A 15,883-nucleotide genomic window follows, 5' to 3' on the forward strand; every position below is an offset into this window, starting at 1 on the left:
CGCCGCGCCGACGCAGGCCGCGGTCCACGCGGCGCCCGCGTCGGCGGCACCCCCATCCCGGACCGCCCCGCCGCCAGCGATGGGTCAACCCGGCCTCACCCACGCCCCGGCGTCGCACACCGCGGCCCCCCCGGTGGCATCGGCCGGTGCGGCCAGCATCGCGCAGGCACCGGTCACGGCATCGTCCGGCCAGGTGCTCGCCCACGCCGAAGACTGGCTGGCCCTGGTGGCCAGCGTCGGCCTGAAGGGGCCGGTGCGCGAACTGGCCGCGCACAGCGCCTTCTGCGGCCACAAGGACGGCGTGCTGCAGCTGTCGCTGCCCGACAGCTTCGACCACCTGCGCAGCGACGGCCTGGTGCGCCAGCTGGCCCAGGCCCTGGCCGGCCCGCTGGGTGCGCCGCCGCAGATCCGCTTCGAATCCGCCCGCGCCCACGCCGGCGACACCCTGCACGCGCGCACCGAGCGCGAGCGCGGGCAGCGCCAGTCCGAGGCCGAGTCGGCCTTCCTGTCCGACCCGGTGGTGAGTCGCCTGGTGCAGCAGGGTGCCACCGTCCTCACCGAATCCATCCGTCCCCTGGACGACCACTGAGCAGAAGGAACACACCATGCGAGGCAACATCGCCCAACTCATGCAGCAGGCCCAGCGCATGCAGGAAAACCTCAAGAAGGCCCAGGACGAACTGGCCAACATCGAGGTGCAGGGCCAGTCCGGCGGCGGCGTGGTCAAGGTCACGCTGAGCGGCAAGATGGAGTGCCGCAGCGTGCGCATCGATCCCTCGGTGCTGGCCGATCCGGAAATGGCCGAGGACCTGATCGCCGCCGCCTTCAACGACGCGGTGAACAAGGCCAACGAGGAAAGCCAGAAGCGCATGTCCGCCGCCACCGCCGGCATGCCGATCCCGCCGGGCATGAAGCTGCCGGGGATGTTCTGATCCTTTCCGCATGAGCGCCTCGCCCCTGCTCGAACAGTTGATCGAGGCGCTGCGCTGCCTGCCCGGCGTCGGCCAGAAATCAGCGCAGCGCATGGCCTACCACCTGCTCGAGCGCGACCGCGAAGGCGGCCTGCGCCTGGCCGGCGCCCTGGCCGAAGCCGTCGAACGCGTCGGCCACTGCGAATCCTGCCGCGACTTCAGCGAAACGCCTTTGTGCCCGATCTGCGCCAGCGGCTCGCGCGACCGCAGCCTGCTGTGCGCGATCGAGTCGCCCGCCGACCGCCTGGTGATCGAACAGGCCACCGGTTACCGCGGCCTGTACTTCGTGCTGCAGGGCCGGCTGTCGCCGCTCGACGGCATCGGGCCGCGCGAACTGGGCCTGGACAAGCTGGCCGAACGCCTGGCCAGCGGCGAGCCGCGCGAGCTGATCATCGCCACCAACCCCACCGTCGAGGGCGAGGCCACCGCGCACTACCTGGCGCAGCTGGCGCGGCAGTCGAACGTTCGGCCCAGCCGGCTTGCGCACGGCGTGCCGCTGGGCGGCGAGCTGGAGTACGTCGACCGCGGCACGCTCGCGCACGCCTTCGGTTCGCGCATCGAGATCCCTTCCTGAAGGACGTCGCCATGGCCACGATTTTCGACAAGATCATCGCCCGCGAGATTCCCGCCGACATCGTCTTCGAGGACGAAAACGTGCTGGCCTTTCGCGACATCCACCCGCAGGCACCGGTGCACGTGCTGTTCATCCCCAAGCGCGCGGTGCCCACGCTCAACGACCTGGGCGAGGGCGACGAGGCGGTGGTCGGCCGGCTGGCGGTGGCCGCCGCGGCGTACGCGAAGCGCGAAGGCTTCGCCGACGACGGCTACCGGGTGGTGATGAACTGCAACCGCGACGGCGGCCAGACCGTCTTCCACATCCATCTGCACCTGCTGGCGGGCCGGCCGATGGCCTGGCCGCCGGGCTGAGCCGGATTTACCAGGTATACGGCGACGGTGCGTTGACGCGGGCGCTGCCCAGCGGTTCGGGCCAGAGGTAAACCACGTCCGCCTCGACCCGGGGCAGGCGGAAGCCGCCGCCGATCTCGTGCACTTCGACGCCGGCCAGGGTGCCGGTGAAGGTCAGCTGCCGGCCGGGCGCGAACACGGCCGGATCGTAGGCGCCGGCGCGGCAGGCCAGGAAGCGGCCCTGGGCCACGGCGCGGCCGTAGGGCCGGGCATCGTCGGCCAGCGGTTCGCCCGCCACCAGGAAACACGTGTGGGTATCGAAGCGCGCCAGCTCCAGCAGGCGCCCGCCCCAGCGCACGCGCTCGCCGGCCAGGTCCTGCTGGACCGCTTCGCGTGGGCCGATGGCCGCGAACTCGCCCTGCAGCGGCTTCGGAGTGGTGACGCAGCCGGACAGGGCCAGGACGGCGGTGGCGATCAGCAGGCGGTTCATGGCGTGGCTCCGTGGCGCGTTGGGGTGGGCCGGAAGGCGCGCAGGTCGCGGGCCAGCTGCGCTTCGTCGGCGGCGGTGGGACGAGCCGGAGCGTAGCGCCAGTCGGCATAACGCCGGCTGAGCATCACGATCCGATCCGCCTGGCCGGGCAGCGCCGCCGCCAGCCGCGCGCCGAAGGCCAGCGGCGCTTCATGCACCGCCTTGGCGATGCCCGCGCGGCGCATGCGCCGCACCAGCGCGAGCCAGGCGGCGTCCACCGGATGCCGCGGCGTCGGCCTGCCGCGCATCAGCACCCACAGCGTGATCGCCAGCGCCAGCCCGGCGCCGACGGCAAAGGCCGCGCCCAACTGCGCGGTGCTGGCCTGGTCGATGCCCAGCGGGCGCAGCAGGCTGGCCTGGCGCGCCGCGTTGAAGCCGAGCACGAAGTCGTTCCAGCCGCGGCGCACCCAGTCGCCCATGTCGCGCAGCGGGGTGAAGGTTTCGGGCAGCAGCGATTCGGCCCGGGCCAGATCGTCGATGGTGTCCAGGATGCGCGAGGGCGCCACCGCGGCGGTCGGATCCACGCGAACCCAGCCGCGGCCGTCGAGCCAGACTTCGTTCCAGGCGTGCGCGTCCATGCCACGCACCACCCAGTAGCCGCCGTAGGGATTGCGGTAGCCGCCCGCATAGCCAATCACCACGCGGGTCGGGATGCCGGCGCCGCGCATCAGGGTCGCGAACGCCGAGCTGAAGTGCTGGCAGAAGCCCACGCGGGTCTCGAACAGGAAATCGTCCACCGCGTCGCGCCCGCTGGGCGGCACGGTGAGGCTGTAGCTGAAGTCTTCGCCGATCCACGCCAGCGCCCGGCGCACCACGGCCTCGTTGTCGCCGGCGGCTTCTTCGCGCCACTGCGCCGCCAGCGCGCGCGCTCGCGGGTTGAGCCCGGCAGGCAGCGACAGCGCGGCGCGCGCCTCCATGGCCGGCAGGTCGCGGCCGATGTCCGCCCGCAGCGCGGCCCGGGCCTCGTAGCGGATGACCTCGGACACCGGGCGGTCCGGCCGGACGCTCAGGTCGCTGCCGATCTCGCTGCCCTCGGGCGCGGCCATCGGGGTATCGAGCATCGGCAGGTAGCGCCGGTCGGTCGGCTCCAACGACACTTCGTAGCGCAGCACGGGCGTGCGCGGCGAGACCGCCGGCGGCCGGGCCGGCGCGCGCACGTCGCCGCGGCTCCAGGTGCGGCCGTCGAAGTCCCACAGCACCTGCGCCCGCCAGTACATCTCGCGCCGCGCCGGTTCGGCGTCGAGGAAACGTACCCGCAGCGCCGGCTTGGCGTCGGCGAAGATGTCCACCCACTGGTCCGGCGTCATGCTGTCGCTCAGGCCGCTGCGGCCGACGGCGTTTTCGGGCATGCCCCACAGCGGGCTGCCCAGGCGCGGGAACAGCCAGAACCCGGCCAGCGCCAGCGGCAGCGACATGCCGATTGCCGCCGCGGCCAGCTTCGCCCGCCGCCGGTCGAAGCCGGGCGCCGGCGCCCCTGGCCGGTGTTCGGCCAGCACCGACAGCGACAGCAGCAGCAGGCCGATGGCAGGGAAGGCCAGGGCCATCGTCAGCGGGCCCTGGTCCTGCAGGAAGGCAGCGAACGGCGCGAACAGCGAGAACCCCAGCAGGCTGCGCGCGTCGCGCAGGTCGCGGGTCTCGAAGATCTTCAGCACCAGCATCGCCGCCAGCAGCGCGCAGCCGGTGTCGCGCCCGACGCTGAAGGAATGGCTGGCCAGCACGTAGCCGATCACCAGCAGCACCATCAGCAGGCGCAGCACGGCCGGCCACGCCCGCGGCACGGCGATGCCAAACGCCGCCAGCCCAAGCAGCCCGAGCGCCAGTTCGCCGCGCACCTGCAGCAGCAGCGGCAGCAGGCAGGCCATCGTCGCCGCCAGGCACCAGCGCCGGACCGAGGGCGGCATGCGCTCAGCCATGGGGCATCAGCGCGAGGGCGCGCAGGCAGGCGTGGCGATGCTCGGGGCCGGACGCCGGGCCGAGCCGGTTGCCGGGCAGGCGCAGGCTGAAGCGGCGGTCCTGGCGTTCGGCCTCCAGCACCCAGCGCGTCAGGCGGCTGATGCGCGCTTCGTAGGGCAAGGACTCCAGCGCATGCCAGTCGAGTTCGATTTCGCTGCGCGCGGTGGACTCGTATTCGCGCACCAGCAGGCGGTCCATGCGCGCCGAGGTCTTCCAGGCGACCTGGCGCAGCGTGTCGCCGCTTCGGTAGTCGCGCAGTTGGTGCGGCGTTTCGCCGTGGCTGCGGGCGCGGCTGGCCTGGCCGTCGCCACCGAGGTCGGGCAGGGGCACCGGCTCGGCTTCCGGCGCGGGGTAAACCAGCAGGCGGGTGTCGGGGCGAAGCCAGCTCCAGGCCCGCGCCAGGCCGAAGGGCCGCACCGTGCACAGCCGCACCCGGTCCAGCGGCAGCCAGCCGCGGCGCGCGGTGGGCAGCGGCAGCACCACCTCGGTGCGCTCGCCCGGCATCAGGTCGAAGAAGGCTTCCTCGGCGCCCGCGCGCAGCTCGAGCCCCGGCCGACGGCGCTGCCCGGCGGCATCGAAGGCAAAGCGCAGCTTGATCGCCCGCCCGGCGTGCACCGGCTCGGCGTGCAGGGCGATCAGGCGGATGCCCGATAGCGTGAGGTGCGCGTGCACCAGGCTGTTGTGCGCCACCGCCATCACCACGAAGGCCAGCAGCAGCGCGGGGTTGTTGTTGTAGTTCAGGCCGCCGACCAGCATCGTCACCAGCATCAGCGCCAGGAACAGGCCGAAGCCGGTGGGCAGGATGTAGACGCGCCGGCGGTCGATGAGCACCGGCACCGCTTCGGCCGCGCGCGGGCGCACCAGCGGTAGCCGGGCCAGCCGCTCGCTGATGCGTTCGACCCGGTCCAGGGGACGCGACACGCGCTCAGTCCACCGCCACCGTGCGCAGGATGCTCTCGGCGAGCGCATCGCGCCCCTCCGATTCGGACTCGGGCACCAGGCGGTGCGCCGCCACCTGCGCGAACAGCGCCTGCACGTCCTCGGGCAGCACGTGGCCGCGGCCGTCGAGCAGGGCGTGGGCGCGGGCGCCGCGCAGCAGCCCCAGGCCCGCGCGCGGCGACAGCCCCACCTGTACGCCGGGATGCCGGCGGCTTTCCTGCAGCAGCGCCTGCACGTAATTCACCAGCGCGGGGCTGGCGTGCAGGTGCTCGACCGCGCCGCGCAGCGACAGCAGCTGGTCGCTGCCGAGCAGCGGCAGGCTGTGCGCGATCAGGTCGCGGCGGTCCTCGCCGGCCAGCATCTCGCGCTCGGCGGCGGCGTCGGGATAACCGAGCTTGAGCCGGATCAGGAAACGGTCCATCTGCGAGTCCGGCAGCGGGAAGGTGCCCGCCAGGTCGACCGGGTTCTGGGTCGCGACTACGAAGAAGGGCTGCGGCAGCGCGTGGCAGGTGCCGTCCACGGTGACCTGGTGTTCGGCCATGGCCTCGAGCAGGGCGCTCTGGGTGCGGGGCGGCGCGCGGTTGATCTCGTCGGCCAGCAGCAGTTGGGTGAACACCGGGCCCGGGTGGAAGCGGAACTCGCGCGACGTCTGGTCGAAGATCGACACGCCGATGATGTCCGACGGCAGCAGGTCGGAGGTGAACTGCATGCGCTGGAAGTCGAGCCCCAGCGTCGCCGCCATCGCTCGCGCCAGCGTGGTCTTGCCCAAGCCCGGCAGGTCCTCGATCAGCAGGTGGCCGCCCGCCAGCAGGGTGGTGAAGGCCAGGCGAACTTCGCGCGGCTTGCCGAGCACCAGCCGGTTCACCTGCGCGAGGGCATCGCCCAGGGCCTGGCGGGTGCCGTCGGTTAGGATGTGGGCGTCGATGGGCTGCGCTTGCATGGCGTGCGTCCGAGGAAGGAATGCTGAGGAAGGATAACCCCCCGGATGCTGGCATGGCCCTGAGTTCCGCGCGCGTGAAGTTCACCGCCGCGTGGGCCTCGCTGCTGGTCGCGAAGGCCTGGCTGGCGTGGTCGCTGCTGCCTTTTGGCGACGAGGCGTTCTATGCGCTGGAATCGCGGCGGCTGGCCTGGGCCTACTCGGACTTGCCGGGGCTGACGGCGTGGCTGGTGCGGATCGGTACCTCGTTTGGCGGCATGGAGCCGCTGGCGATGCGCGCGCCTTTCCTGCTGCTGGGTGCGGCGCTGCCGTGGCTGGTGCGCGGCATCGCGCGGCGCTGGTTCGGCGACGCGGCCGGCTGGCAGGCGGCGTGGATCGCGCTGCTGATGCCGCTGGCCGGAATGATGGGCGTGCTGGCGCTGCCGGACGTGCCGATGCTGTTCGCGACGTTGCTGTGCCTGGACGCCTTCGCGCGGATGCTGCAGCGACCGTCCTGGCCCGCGGCTGCGCTGCTGGCGCTGGGCCTGGCGATCGGCGCGCTGTCGCACTATCGCTTCGCGCTGGTGATTCTGGCCGGTGGCGTCGGACTGCTGGCGGATCCGCGCGGGCGCGCCCTGCTGCGCGCGCCGGCGCTTTGGTGTGCGCTCGCGCTGGGCGCGCTGGCCTGGTGGCCGCTGCTGGCCTGGAACCTGGCGCATGCCGGCGCGGGACTGGGCTTCCAGTTCGTGGACCGGCATCCCTGGCAGCTGCAGGCGGACGGGCTGTGGTGGCCGCTGGTGCAGGCGCTGGCGCTGACGCCGCTGCTGTTCGCGCTGCTGGTGTCGGCCCTGGGCCTGGCGTGGCGAAGGCGCCGGAGTGAGGACGGCGTGCCGTGGCGGTTCGTCTTCGGCGTCGCAGCGGTGGCGGTGCCCGGCTATTTCCTGATGGCGTTCTTCGCCGACACCGATCGCGTGAGCTTCCACTGGCCGCTGGCGGGGTGGCTGCTGCTGTGCTGCGTGTCGCCCGCGGTCCTGGCGAACTGGCGCCCGCGCTGGCGTCGGGCGCTGGTCGCGAGCACTTCGCTGGGCACCGTCGCGCTGTTCGCCTACCTGGCGCTGGTGGCGCAGCCGGCGGGCCGGGCCTGGCTCGCGGCGGGTCCCGGCTACGCCGACAATTTTTCCGGTTGGGACGAAGCGGCGCGCGCCGTGGACGCGGCGCTGGCGGCGATGCCGGCCGACACGCGGGTGGTGGCCGACAATTTCATGCTGGGCGCCCAGCTGGCGTTCGCGCTCGATCGCGGCGACGTCGCGGTGCTCGAGCATCCGCTCAACGCCAAGCACGGCCGCGCGGTGCAGTTGGCTGACTGGGGCTTGCTCAGCGCCGGTCGCGAGGCGTGGGGGGAGGCGCCGGTGCTGCTGGTGGTCGAAGACACGGCGCGTCCCTTGAAGGACCGGCTGGCCGGCTACCGCGGGCTGTGCACGCGCGCCCGCGCCCTGCCGGCGGCGCAGGTGCTGAACGTGGACCAGGGACGCAAGCGCTTCCTGCTGTTCCGCTTGCACGGCCGCGAACGCGGCTGCCGCCTGCCGGCGCTGGCCTGGCTCGATGCCCTGGCGCCCGGTGCGCGCTGGGAGGGTGGCGACCTCGCCGGCTGGGCGCTCAAGAGCGGCGGCGGCGTGGCGCGGATCGACGTGACGCTGGACGGCGAAGTCGTCGCCAGCGGCGCGCCGACGATCGCGCGGCCGGACGTGCTGCAGTACTGGGGGCTGCCGGACGAGGATGCCCGCGTCGGGTTCCGCATTCCGGTGCCTGCCGGGCACCTGGCGCCTGGCGACCGCTGGTTGGGACTGGTCCTGCACGGCCACGACGGCAGCGTCGAGCCCTGGCCCGCCCAGCGGGTCCGGATCCCGGATCAGGGCAGCCGGTAACCCGCGCGCCGCAGCGCGTCGGCCACGGCGATCAGCGGCAGGCCGACCAGGGCCGTCGGGTCCCGGTTCTCGATGGCTTCGAACAGGCTGATGCCCAGGCCCTCGCATTTGAAGCTGCCGGCGCAGTCGTAGGGCTGCTCGGCGTCGAGGTAGCGAAGGATGGCGTCGTCCTCCAGGGCGCGGAACCGAACACGGGTCAGGTCCATCCCGGCGATGGCCGGGCCCTGGTCGCGAACGAGGCAGAAGGCGGTGTGGAACTGCACCTCGCGGCCCGACGCCGCGGCCAGCTGGCGGAAGGCGGTGGCGCGATCTCCGGGCTTGCCCAGGGGCAGGCCGTCACGGTCGGCCACCTGGTCCGAACCCAGGACCCAGGCGCCGGGGTGGCGCCGGGCGACCTCGCGGGCCTTGGCTTCGGCCAGTCGGCGGGCCAGGTCGGCCGGGGGCTCCTCCGGGCCCGGGCTTTCGTCCACGTCCGGGCGGTCCACCGTGAACGGCAGGCCCAGGCGCGCCAGCAGCTCGCGCCGGTAGCGCGAGGTCGAGGCCAGCACCAGCGGATTCATGGCGTGCCGGTGTCCCGGCGCAGGGTGGGGGGCTCGCGCCGGGCGGCTTCGGCGCTGGCCTCGGTGGCCTCCGCCAGTTCCGCGCCGGCGCGCTCGAGTTCCTCGAGCTGGGCGGAGAGCTTGCCCCGGGCGCGGTCCAGGGCGGCGCAGGCGGCGTCGAGCTCGGCCTGGGAGGCGCTGGCGCTGTGCTTCTGGATCCAGAGCCGGTGCTGGAGGATGTCGCGCTTGGCTTCCAGGATCGGCAGGGTCCGGTCCAGCGAGGCGTGGGCGACCGCGGCGATGTCGGACGGGACCCGGCCCACGACGGCCTGCATGGCCAGCATCTGCTTCTGGCTTCGGTCGAGCAGGGCCTGCATCTCGTCGGCCAGGTCGAGCAGGCGGACCAGGGCGCGGTCCCGGCGGCGGGATCGCAACAACCACCAGAGCAGGGGCAGGGCCAGGACCAGGGCGGCCAGGCCGGCCAGGACGATGAAGTTGGGCATGAGCGGCTTCCGGACGGCAGCGGGCAGTCTGCACCAGCGCCCGCGAGACCGGCAAACCCCTGTTTCCGCAAAGGCTTAGGTTTGACATGCCGCTGGTCCGGGCCTATCATTTCGCGCTTATGTCCGTGCCCCTGCCTCCCGTGCTCGATGCCTGGCGCATGGTCTCGGCCAAGCGTCGTTTCGAAGGCCGCCTGCCGCTGTCGGGGATGCCCCGCCTGCGCGACGGCCTGGTGGACGCCGAAGGCGACTGCCGCTACGTGATGGAATTCGGCCGCGATGCCGTGCTCGACCTGCCTTTCGTCGAGCTGCACATCGAGGCCGAGCTGCCGCTGCAGTGCCAGCGGACGCTGGAGCGGTTCCTGCACCCGGTCTCGTTGTTCCAGCGCCTCGGGCTGCTGACCGACGAAGCCCAGGAATCGGCGCTGCCGGAGGACATGGAGCCGTTCCTGCTCGATGCCGGCGGCGAGATGCACCCGGCCGAGCTGGTCGAGGATGAACTGATCCTCGCCATCCCGGTGGTACCCATGGATCCACGCTCGACGGAGGTCACGGCCGAATGGCCCGCCGACGTCGAGGTTGAAGAGAAACCGAACCCTTTCGCCGCGCTCGCCGCGTTGAAGGCACACAAGAAGTAGTTGGAGATAGAACATGGCCGTCCAGAAGTCCCGCGTCACCCCGTCCCGCCGTGGCCAGCGTCGTTCGCACGACGCGCTCACCGCCAAGCTGCTGTCCACCGACGCGACCTCGGGCGAGACGCACATCCGCCACCACGTGACCAAGGACGGCTACTACCGTGGCAAGAAGGTCATCGAGGTCAAGTCGTCGGTCGTTGCCGAGGACTGAGGCCGGTGCCTGCCCCCGGGCAGGCCGACCGCCCCTGATCGCCCCCCCGGGCCGATCGGACGTATGCTGAACGCGGCGGGCCTGGTCCCGCCGCGCGCTTTTGTGCCTGCCTGAGCCTGAGGGGATGAGGATGGCTGTTTATTCGCGTATCGCCGGCACCGGCAGCGGCCTGCCGGAAAAGATCCTGACCAACAAGGATCTCGAGCAGTTCGTCGAGACCAGCGACGAGTGGATCGCCAGCCGCACCGGCATCCGCCAGCGGCACGTGGCCGCCGAAGGCGAGACCACCTGCGACCTGGCCGAGCGCGCCGCCATCGCCGCGATGCAGGCCGCCGGCGTCACCGCCGCCGAGCTCGACATGATCGTCGTCGGCACCACCACCCCCGACCTCATCTTTCCGTCAACCGCCTGCCTGCTGCAGCACCGGCTCGGTGCCAACGGCTGCGCCGCCTTCGACGTCAACGCCGCCTGTTCGGGCTTCATCTACGCGCTGAGCGTGGCCGACAACTTCATCCGCGCCGGTAATGCGAAGACGGTGCTGGTGGTGGGCGCCGAGACCCTGACCCGCATGCTCGACTGGTCCGACCGCAACACCTGCGTGCTGTTCGGCGACGGCGCCGGCGCGGTGGTGCTCAAGGCCGATGCCGAGGCCGGCATCCTTTCGACCCACCTGCACGCGGACGGCGGCAAGAAGGAGCTGCTGTACAACCCGGTCGGCGTCTCGGTCGGCTTCAAGCCGGAAGAGAAGAACGCCGGCGTGCGCGTGCTGATGACCGGCAACGAGGTCTTCAAGCACGCGGTGAAGGCGCTGGATTCGGTCGTGGACGAGACGCTCGAGGCCAACGGCCTGCAGAAGTCCGACCTCGACTGGCTGATCCCGCACCAGGCCAACCTGCGCATCATCGAGGCGACGGCCAAGCGCCTGGACATGCCGATGGACCGCGTCATCGTCACCGTGCACAAGCACGGCAACACGTCGGCGGGTTCGGTGCCGCTGGCGCTGGACGAAGCGGTGCGCTCGGGCAAGATCCAGCGCGGCCAGCTGATGCTGCTCGAAGCCTTTGGTGGCGGGTTCACCTGGGGCTCGGCCCTCATCCGCTACTGACGCCCCGTGGCCGCGACCCTCGTCCGTCGCGTCGAGGCCGACGGGCGCGTCGCCTGGCGCAAGACCTATTCCGATGGCGGCACCCGCCGCCGCATCGCCGCCCTGCGCTGGATCGCTCGCCGCCTGGGCGCGAACGCGCTGCTCGCGCCGATGCCGCTGGGCCCGGCCGAGGCCTGCCGAACCGAGCAGGAGATGATCCGACGCCTGGCCGCGCTGGGCGCGAACGTACCCACGATCCTGCACGCCGGCGAGACCGAACTGCTGCTCGGCGACCTTGGCCCCACGCTGTCGCAGACCTGCCGCGATGAAACCAACGCCCAGGAACGCGCCGGGCTGGTCGCGCTGGGCCTACGGGCGCTGCTGGACCTGCATCGCCGCGGCGGCTACCTGAGCCAGGCCTTCGCGCGGAACATGACCGTGCGCAACGGACGCATCGGCTTCATCGACCTCGAGGAAGACCCGGCGACCATGATGTCGCTGGCGGCCGCGCAGGCCCGCGATGTGTTGTTCTACGCCCATTCGACCGCGCGCTTCCTCGCCGACCGCCCGGGTGCGCACGCCACGCTGCTGTCCGCGCACCTCGCGCAGGAAACGCCGGCCGTGCGCGCCGAGGTCTCGCACACCGCGCGCAAGCTGGCCGTGCTGGCGCCGCTGGCGCGCCCCTTCGGCGCCCGCGCCCGCGCGGTCGCCGAAGCGCTGGTGAGCCTGCGCCAGGCGGCCGGCTGACCCTACGCTCAGGTACAGACGTTCGGCGCGCCGGCTCGCTTATCATGGCGCGTTCACGACCCATGGATCGCCTCGGATGAGCCAGATGCTCGCTTTCGTTTTCCCCGGCCAGGGCTCGCAGTCGCTCGGCATGCTGGCCGAACTGGCGGCGGCGCACCCGGTCGTGCGCGCCGCGTTCGACGAAGCCTCCGAAGGCGCGGCGGTCGACCTCTGGGCGCTGTCGCAGCAGGGGCCGGAGGAACAGCTCAACCAGACCGAGTTCACCCAGCCCGCGCTGCTGGCCGCCGGCGTCGCCACCTGGCGCGCCTGGGAGGCGGCCGGTGGTCCGCGCCCGTCGCTGCTGGCCGGCCACAGCCTGGGTGAGTACGCCGCGCTGGTGGCCGCCGGCGCGATCTCGCTGGCCGACGGTGCGCGCCTGGTGCGCGAGCGCGGCCGCCTGATGCAGCTCGCCGTACCCGCGGGCACCGGCGCCATGGCCGCGGTGCTCGGCGCCGAGGACGCGCAGGTCGCCGACGCCTGCCGCGAAGCCAGCGGCGACGAGGTCGTGGTGCCCGCCAACTACAATTCGCCCGGCCAGATCGTGATCGGCGGCCACGCCGCCGCGGTCGACCGGGCCATGGCGGCGCTGTCCGCGCAGGGCGTGCGCAAGATGGTGAAGCTGGCCGTATCGGTGCCTTCGCACACGCCGCTGATGCGCGACGCCGCCGACCGCCTGGCCGAGGTCATGGTCGGCATGGCCTGGCGCGAGCCGGGCCTGCCGGTGGTGCAGAACGTCGACGGGCAGGTGCACGACGGCGTGCCGGCGATCCGCGAGGCGCTGGCGCGACAGCTCTACCTGCCGGTGCGCTGGACCGACTGCGTGCAGTCGCTGGCCGCGCGCGGCGCCAGCCGGGTGGCCGAATGCGGCCCCGGCAAGGTCCTGGCCGGCCTGTGCAAGCGCATCGACAAATCCCTCGACGCCCGCGCCCTCGGCACCCCCGCCGACTTCGACGCGGCGCTGGCGGAATGGAAAGGCTGATATCGCTCTACAACGGAGTAAGAAGAGATGTCCGACGTATTGAAGGGTGAAGTTGCGCTGGTGACCGGGGCGAGCCGGGGCATTGGGGCGGCGATCGCCGCCGAGCTGGCGGCGCTGGGCGCCACCGTCGTCGGCACCGCCACCACCGAGGCAGGCGCTGCCGCCATCGGCGAGCGGCTGGCCGGGCAGGGCGGGGCGGGGCGCAAGCTCGACGTCGCCAGCGGCGACGAGGTCGAGGCCGTGCTCGAGGAGATCGGCAAGACCTTCGGCCCGATCTCGATCCTGGTCAACAACGCCGGCATCACCCGCGACAACCTGCTGATGCGCATGAAGGAAGAGGACTGGCAGGCCATCCTCGACACCAACCTCAGCTCGGTCTTCCGCACCTCGAAGGCGGTGATGCGCGGCATGATGAAGGCGCGCAAGGGCCGCATCATCAACATCGCCTCGGTGATCGGCGTCACCGGCAACGCCGGCCAGGCCAACTACGCGGCGGCCAAGGCCGGCATCATCGCCTTCAGCAAGTCGCTGGCCAAGGAAATCGGCAGCCGCGGCGTCACCGTCAACGTGGTGGCGCCTGGCTTCATCCAGACCGACATGACCAAGGACCTGCCGGACGCCTCGCGCGAGGCCCTGGTCGGCCAGATCGCCCTGGGCCGCCTCGGCGAGCCGGAGGACATCGCCCGGGCCGTGGCCTTCCTGGCCGGCCCGGCGGCCGCCTACATCACCGGCGAGACCCTGCACATCAACGGCGGCATGTACATGCCCTAACCCCTTGTAGCGGCTGGATTTGCGATAGAATCCCGCCGCCCGATCCAGGCCGCGGCGCGACAGGCGCCCGCCGCGGCTTCCTTTTCATTACAATGCGCCCGAAAACATCCCTCCGGGAGGAGAACGATCCATGAGCAGCATCGAAGAACGCGTCAAGAAAATCGTCATCGAGCAGTTGGGCGTGAAGGAAGAAGAAGTCACCGTGAACGCCTCGTTCGTGGACGACCTCGGCGCCGACTCGCTGGACACCGTGGAGCTGGTCATGGCCCTCGAGGAAGAGTTCGAGTGCGAGATCCCGGACGAAGAGGCCGAGAAGATCACCTCGGTCCAGCAGGCCATCGATTACATCAAGGCCCACGTCAAGGCCTGAGTGCCTTAGCGTCGTCCACGCCAGGGCCGCGCTTGCGCGGCCCTGCGCGTTTGCGGCACCCGGCCCAAGCGCAGGCTCGTGCGCCGGCGCAAGCGCGGCAAGGCCGCGTACCCTGAATCCATGCGGAGTTTCGCCATGAGTCATCGTCGCGTCGTCGTCACCGGCATGGGCATCGTCTCGCCCATCGGCAATTCCCTGGCCTCGGCCTGGGCCAGCATCGAGGCCGGCCGCAGCGGCATCGGCCCGATCACCCATTTCGATGCGTCGGCCTACGCCACCCGCATCGCCGGCGAGGTGCGCGACTTCGACGCCAAGTCCTTCCTGCCGCCGAAGGACGTCAAGAAGATGGACACCTTCATCCACTACGGCCTCGCCGCCTGCTTCCAGGCCATGGACGACGCCGGGCTGGAAGTGACCGACGCCAATGCCGAGCGCATCGGCGCCATCATCGGCGCCGGCATCGGCGGCGTGCGCGGCATCGAGGAAACCGCGATCACCCTGCACGAAGGCGGCCCGCGCAAGGTCTCGCCGTTCTACGTGCCCAGCACCATCATCAACATGCTGCCGGGCCAGCTGACGATCATGAAGGGCATCAAGGGCCCCAACTTCTCGGCGGTGTCGGCCTGCGCCACCTCCAACCATTCGATCGGCATCGCCATGCGCATGATCCAGTACGGCGACGCCGACATCATGGTGGCGGGCGGCGCCGAGCACGGCTGCACGCCCACCTCGGTCGGCGGCTTCTGCTCGATGAAGGCGATGTCCACCCGCAACGACGACCCGACGCGCGCCTCGCGCCCCTGGGACAAGGAGCGCGACGGCTTCGTGCTCGGCGACGGCGCCGGCATCCTGATCCTGGAGGAATACGAGCACGCCAAGGCCCGCGGCGCCCGCATCTACTGCGAACTGGCCGGCTTCGGCGCCAGCTCCGACGCCTTCCACATGACCGCGCCCAGCGAGAACGGCGACGGCGCGGCGCGCTGCATGCGCGCGGCGCTCAAGGACGCCGGCATCAATGCCGACCAGGTCGGCTACCTCAACGCGCACGGCACCTCGACGCCGCTGGGCGACCTTGGCGAGACGATGGCGATCAAGTCCGCCTTCGGCGACCACGCCCGCGAGATGATGGTCAGCTCCACCAAGTCCATGACCGGCCACCTGCTCGGCGCCGCCGGCGGCGTCGAGGCGGTGTTCTCGGTGATGGCGCTGCACACCGGCGTGATCCCGCCGACCATCAACCTCGAGGACCCGGGCGAGGGCTGCGACCTCGACTACGTGCCCAACGTCGCGCGCCGCAAGCAGGTGGACGTGGCGGTCTCGAATGGCTTCGGCTTCGGCGGCACCAACGGCACCCTGGTCTTCCGCCGGCTCTGAGCCCGCGACGGGCGGCCCCGCGATGCTGATCCGCGAGCTGCCGCCCGGCACCGACCTGCTGCGCCTGCAGTCGGCCGACCCCACGCGCTTCCCGCTGCTGCTCGAAAGCGTGGCGGGCGGCAACGCGCTGTCGCGCTGGGACTTGCTGCTGGCGACGAACGGAGAGGGCCTGCGGCTCGACGCCGACGGCGTGACCCGGCGGCTGGACGGCGCGGTGGCCGATGGCGACTTCCTCGCGGCCCTTGACGCCGACTGGCATGCCGCGGCCACGCCGCGCGACGAGACCGCCGCGCTGCCATTCCTCGGCGGCTGGGCGCTGTTCCTTGCCTACGAGCTCGCCGGCCAGGTCGAAACGCGGCTCGCGCTACCCATGGCGCCGGGCCCGCTGCCGGTGGCGCTGGCGCTGCGCTGCCCGGCGGCCATCCTGCGTGATCGCGCCAGCGGCCAGTGCCTGGCCGTGGCCGAGCCGGGCGCCGAGGCGCTGCTGGACCTGCC

The 15,883-nt window shown here is 72.0% G+C and carries 19 protein-coding genes and 1 pseudogene; 14 read left to right on the forward strand and 6 right to left on the reverse strand.

All coding sequences use genetic code 11. The features are described 5' to 3' along the window. The 4 genes from Q0C12_RS12025 to Q0C12_RS12040 form a co-directional block, all read left to right on the forward strand. Positions 1 to 589 (forward strand): DNA polymerase III subunit gamma/tau C-terminal domain-containing protein (locus tag Q0C12_RS12025; protein ID WP_290890551.1); only part of this gene is annotated, 589 nt, incomplete at its 5' end. 16 nt (positions 590 to 605) lie between these two features. Continuing rightward, complete coding sequence (locus Q0C12_RS12030) at positions 606 to 932, forward strand: YbaB/EbfC family nucleoid-associated protein (RefSeq protein ID WP_290890552.1); 327 nt, start codon at positions 606 to 608, stop codon at positions 930 to 932. Positions 933 to 942: 10 nt separating this feature from the next. Then, a complete protein-coding gene (gene recR, locus Q0C12_RS12035) occupies positions 943 to 1,545 on the forward strand; it encodes a recombination mediator RecR (protein ID WP_290890553.1) in 603 nt (200 codons plus the stop codon). A gap of 11 nt (positions 1,546 to 1,556) precedes the next feature. After that, positions 1,557 to 1,898, forward strand: coding sequence for a histidine triad nucleotide-binding protein (locus Q0C12_RS12040; protein ID WP_290890554.1), 342 nt, complete (start codon positions 1,557 to 1,559; stop codon positions 1,896 to 1,898). 7 nt (positions 1,899 to 1,905) lie between these two features. Here the strand turns inward: Q0C12_RS12040 and Q0C12_RS12045 are convergent, their stop codons facing one another. Genes Q0C12_RS12045 through Q0C12_RS12060 form a run of 4 tightly spaced genes read right to left on the reverse strand, consistent with a single transcriptional unit; the run spans position 1,906 to position 6,238 of the window. Further along, positions 1,906 to 2,367: a Slp family lipoprotein gene (locus tag Q0C12_RS12045; protein ID WP_290890555.1), complete on the reverse strand. Its 462-nt coding sequence runs from the start codon at positions 2,365 to 2,367 to the stop codon at positions 1,906 to 1,908. Beyond that, entirely contained in the window at positions 2,364 to 4,319 is a 1,956-nt protein-coding gene (locus Q0C12_RS12050; RefSeq protein ID WP_290890556.1) for a DUF3488 and transglutaminase-like domain-containing protein, read from the reverse strand. Before Q0C12_RS12050 ends, Q0C12_RS12045 begins: the two co-directional genes overlap by 4 nt. Further along, a complete protein-coding gene (locus tag Q0C12_RS12055; RefSeq protein WP_290890567.1) occupies positions 4,312 to 5,250 on the reverse strand; it encodes a DUF58 domain-containing protein in 939 nt (312 codons plus the stop codon). Before Q0C12_RS12055 ends, Q0C12_RS12050 begins: the two co-directional genes overlap by 8 nt. 34 nt (positions 5,251 to 5,284) lie before the next feature. Further along, positions 5,285 to 6,238 (reverse strand): MoxR family ATPase, encoded by a 954-nt coding sequence (locus Q0C12_RS12060; protein WP_290890557.1) that lies wholly within the window; start codon positions 6,236 to 6,238, stop codon positions 5,285 to 5,287. A 53-nt stretch (positions 6,239 to 6,291) separates the two neighbouring features. Between Q0C12_RS12060 and Q0C12_RS12065 the strand changes: the two genes are divergently transcribed. After that, complete coding sequence (locus Q0C12_RS12065; RefSeq protein ID WP_290890558.1) at positions 6,292 to 8,139, forward strand: glycosyltransferase family 39 protein; 1,848 nt, start codon at positions 6,292 to 6,294, stop codon at positions 8,137 to 8,139. Here the strand turns inward: Q0C12_RS12065 and Q0C12_RS12070 are convergent. Both Q0C12_RS12070 and Q0C12_RS12075 read right to left on the reverse strand, forming a co-directional pair. After that, positions 8,124 to 8,699: a nucleoside triphosphate pyrophosphatase gene (locus Q0C12_RS12070; RefSeq protein ID WP_290890559.1), complete on the reverse strand. Its 576-nt coding sequence runs from the start codon at positions 8,697 to 8,699 to the stop codon at positions 8,124 to 8,126. The genes Q0C12_RS12065 and Q0C12_RS12070 overlap by 16 nt on opposite strands. Beyond that, positions 8,696 to 9,181 carry a hypothetical protein gene (locus Q0C12_RS12075; RefSeq protein WP_290890560.1) on the reverse strand — a complete coding sequence of 162 codons (486 nt, stop codon included), beginning with the start codon at positions 9,179 to 9,181 and terminating at the stop codon, positions 8,696 to 8,698. Before Q0C12_RS12075 ends, Q0C12_RS12070 begins: the two co-directional genes overlap by 4 nt. A 119-nt stretch (positions 9,182 to 9,300) precedes the next feature. Here Q0C12_RS12075 and Q0C12_RS12080 point away from each other — a divergent pair, with 119 nt between their 5' ends. The 9 genes and pseudogenes from Q0C12_RS12080 to Q0C12_RS12120 form a co-directional block, all read left to right on the forward strand. Further along, a complete protein-coding gene (locus tag Q0C12_RS12080) occupies positions 9,301 to 9,816 on the forward strand; it encodes a YceD family protein (protein ID WP_034210530.1) in 516 nt (171 codons plus the stop codon). Between the two features lie 13 nt (positions 9,817 to 9,829). Beyond that, positions 9,830 to 10,024: a 50S ribosomal protein L32 gene (rpmF, locus tag Q0C12_RS12085; protein WP_290890561.1), complete on the forward strand. Its 195-nt coding sequence runs from the start codon at positions 9,830 to 9,832 to the stop codon at positions 10,022 to 10,024. Positions 10,025 to 10,148: 124 nt separating this feature from the next. Beyond that, positions 10,149 to 11,129 carry a beta-ketoacyl-ACP synthase III gene (locus Q0C12_RS12090; RefSeq protein ID WP_290890562.1) on the forward strand — a complete coding sequence of 327 codons (981 nt, stop codon included), beginning with the start codon at positions 10,149 to 10,151 and terminating at the stop codon, positions 11,127 to 11,129. Between the two features lie 6 nt (positions 11,130 to 11,135). Continuing rightward, positions 11,136 to 11,855 (forward strand): hypothetical protein, encoded by a 720-nt coding sequence (locus Q0C12_RS12095; protein ID WP_290890563.1) that lies wholly within the window; start codon positions 11,136 to 11,138, stop codon positions 11,853 to 11,855. A 76-nt stretch (positions 11,856 to 11,931) separates the two neighbouring features. After that, complete coding sequence (fabD, locus tag Q0C12_RS12100) at positions 11,932 to 12,873, forward strand: ACP S-malonyltransferase (RefSeq protein ID WP_290890564.1); 942 nt, start codon at positions 11,932 to 11,934, stop codon at positions 12,871 to 12,873. A gap of 27 nt (positions 12,874 to 12,900) precedes the next feature. Beyond that, complete coding sequence (fabG, locus tag Q0C12_RS12105) at positions 12,901 to 13,644, forward strand: 3-oxoacyl-ACP reductase FabG (protein WP_290890565.1); 744 nt, start codon at positions 12,901 to 12,903, stop codon at positions 13,642 to 13,644. Between the two features lie 130 nt (positions 13,645 to 13,774). Continuing rightward, entirely contained in the window at positions 13,775 to 14,014 is a 240-nt protein-coding gene (gene acpP, locus Q0C12_RS12110; protein ID WP_034210536.1) for an acyl carrier protein, read from the forward strand. 135 nt (positions 14,015 to 14,149) lie between these two features. Next, positions 14,150 to 15,388, forward strand: coding sequence for a beta-ketoacyl-ACP synthase II (gene fabF / locus Q0C12_RS12115; RefSeq protein ID WP_290890566.1), 1,239 nt, complete (start codon positions 14,150 to 14,152; stop codon positions 15,386 to 15,388). Between the two features lie 22 nt (positions 15,389 to 15,410). Then, positions 15,411 to 15,883, forward strand: a pseudogene (locus tag Q0C12_RS12120) (aminodeoxychorismate synthase, component I); the annotation flags it as partial.

The sequence above is a fragment of the Arenimonas sp. genome (assembly GCF_022842045.1).
In the GTDB taxonomy this organism is placed as follows: Bacteria; Pseudomonadota; Gammaproteobacteria; order Xanthomonadales; family Xanthomonadaceae; genus Arenimonas.

Coding starts and splice junctions, on each gene's coding strand:
- Q0C12_RS12030 (WP_290890552.1), top strand. CDS start 606: ATGCGAGGCAACATCGCCCAACTCATGCAGCAGGCCCAGCGCATGCAG.
- recR (WP_290890553.1), top strand. CDS start 943: ATGAGCGCCTCGCCCCTGCTCGAACAGTTGATCGAGGCGCTGCGCTGC.
- Q0C12_RS12040 (WP_290890554.1), top strand. CDS start 1,557: ATGGCCACGATTTTCGACAAGATCATCGCCCGCGAGATTCCCGCCGAC.
- Q0C12_RS12045 (WP_290890555.1), bottom strand. CDS start 2,367: ATGAACCGCCTGCTGATCGCCACCGCCGTCCTGGCCCTGTCCGGCTGC.
- Q0C12_RS12050 (WP_290890556.1), bottom strand. CDS start 4,319: ATGGCTGAGCGCATGCCGCCCTCGGTCCGGCGCTGGTGCCTGGCGGCG.
- Q0C12_RS12060 (WP_290890557.1), bottom strand. CDS start 6,238: ATGCAAGCGCAGCCCATCGACGCCCACATCCTAACCGACGGCACCCGC.
- Q0C12_RS12065 (WP_290890558.1), top strand. CDS start 6,292: ATGGCCCTGAGTTCCGCGCGCGTGAAGTTCACCGCCGCGTGGGCCTCG.
- Q0C12_RS12070 (WP_290890559.1), bottom strand. CDS start 8,699: ATGAATCCGCTGGTGCTGGCCTCGACCTCGCGCTACCGGCGCGAGCTG.
- Q0C12_RS12075 (WP_290890560.1), bottom strand. CDS start 9,181: ATGCCCAACTTCATCGTCCTGGCCGGCCTGGCCGCCCTGGTCCTGGCC.
- Q0C12_RS12080 (WP_034210530.1), top strand. CDS start 9,301: ATGTCCGTGCCCCTGCCTCCCGTGCTCGATGCCTGGCGCATGGTCTCG.
- rpmF (WP_290890561.1), top strand. CDS start 9,830: ATGGCCGTCCAGAAGTCCCGCGTCACCCCGTCCCGCCGTGGCCAGCGT.
- Q0C12_RS12090 (WP_290890562.1), top strand. CDS start 10,149: ATGAGGATGGCTGTTTATTCGCGTATCGCCGGCACCGGCAGCGGCCTG.
- fabD (WP_290890564.1), top strand. CDS start 11,932: ATGAGCCAGATGCTCGCTTTCGTTTTCCCCGGCCAGGGCTCGCAGTCG.
- fabG (WP_290890565.1), top strand. CDS start 12,901: ATGTCCGACGTATTGAAGGGTGAAGTTGCGCTGGTGACCGGGGCGAGC.
- acpP (WP_034210536.1), top strand. CDS start 13,775: ATGAGCAGCATCGAAGAACGCGTCAAGAAAATCGTCATCGAGCAGTTG.
- fabF (WP_290890566.1), top strand. CDS start 14,150: ATGAGTCATCGTCGCGTCGTCGTCACCGGCATGGGCATCGTCTCGCCC.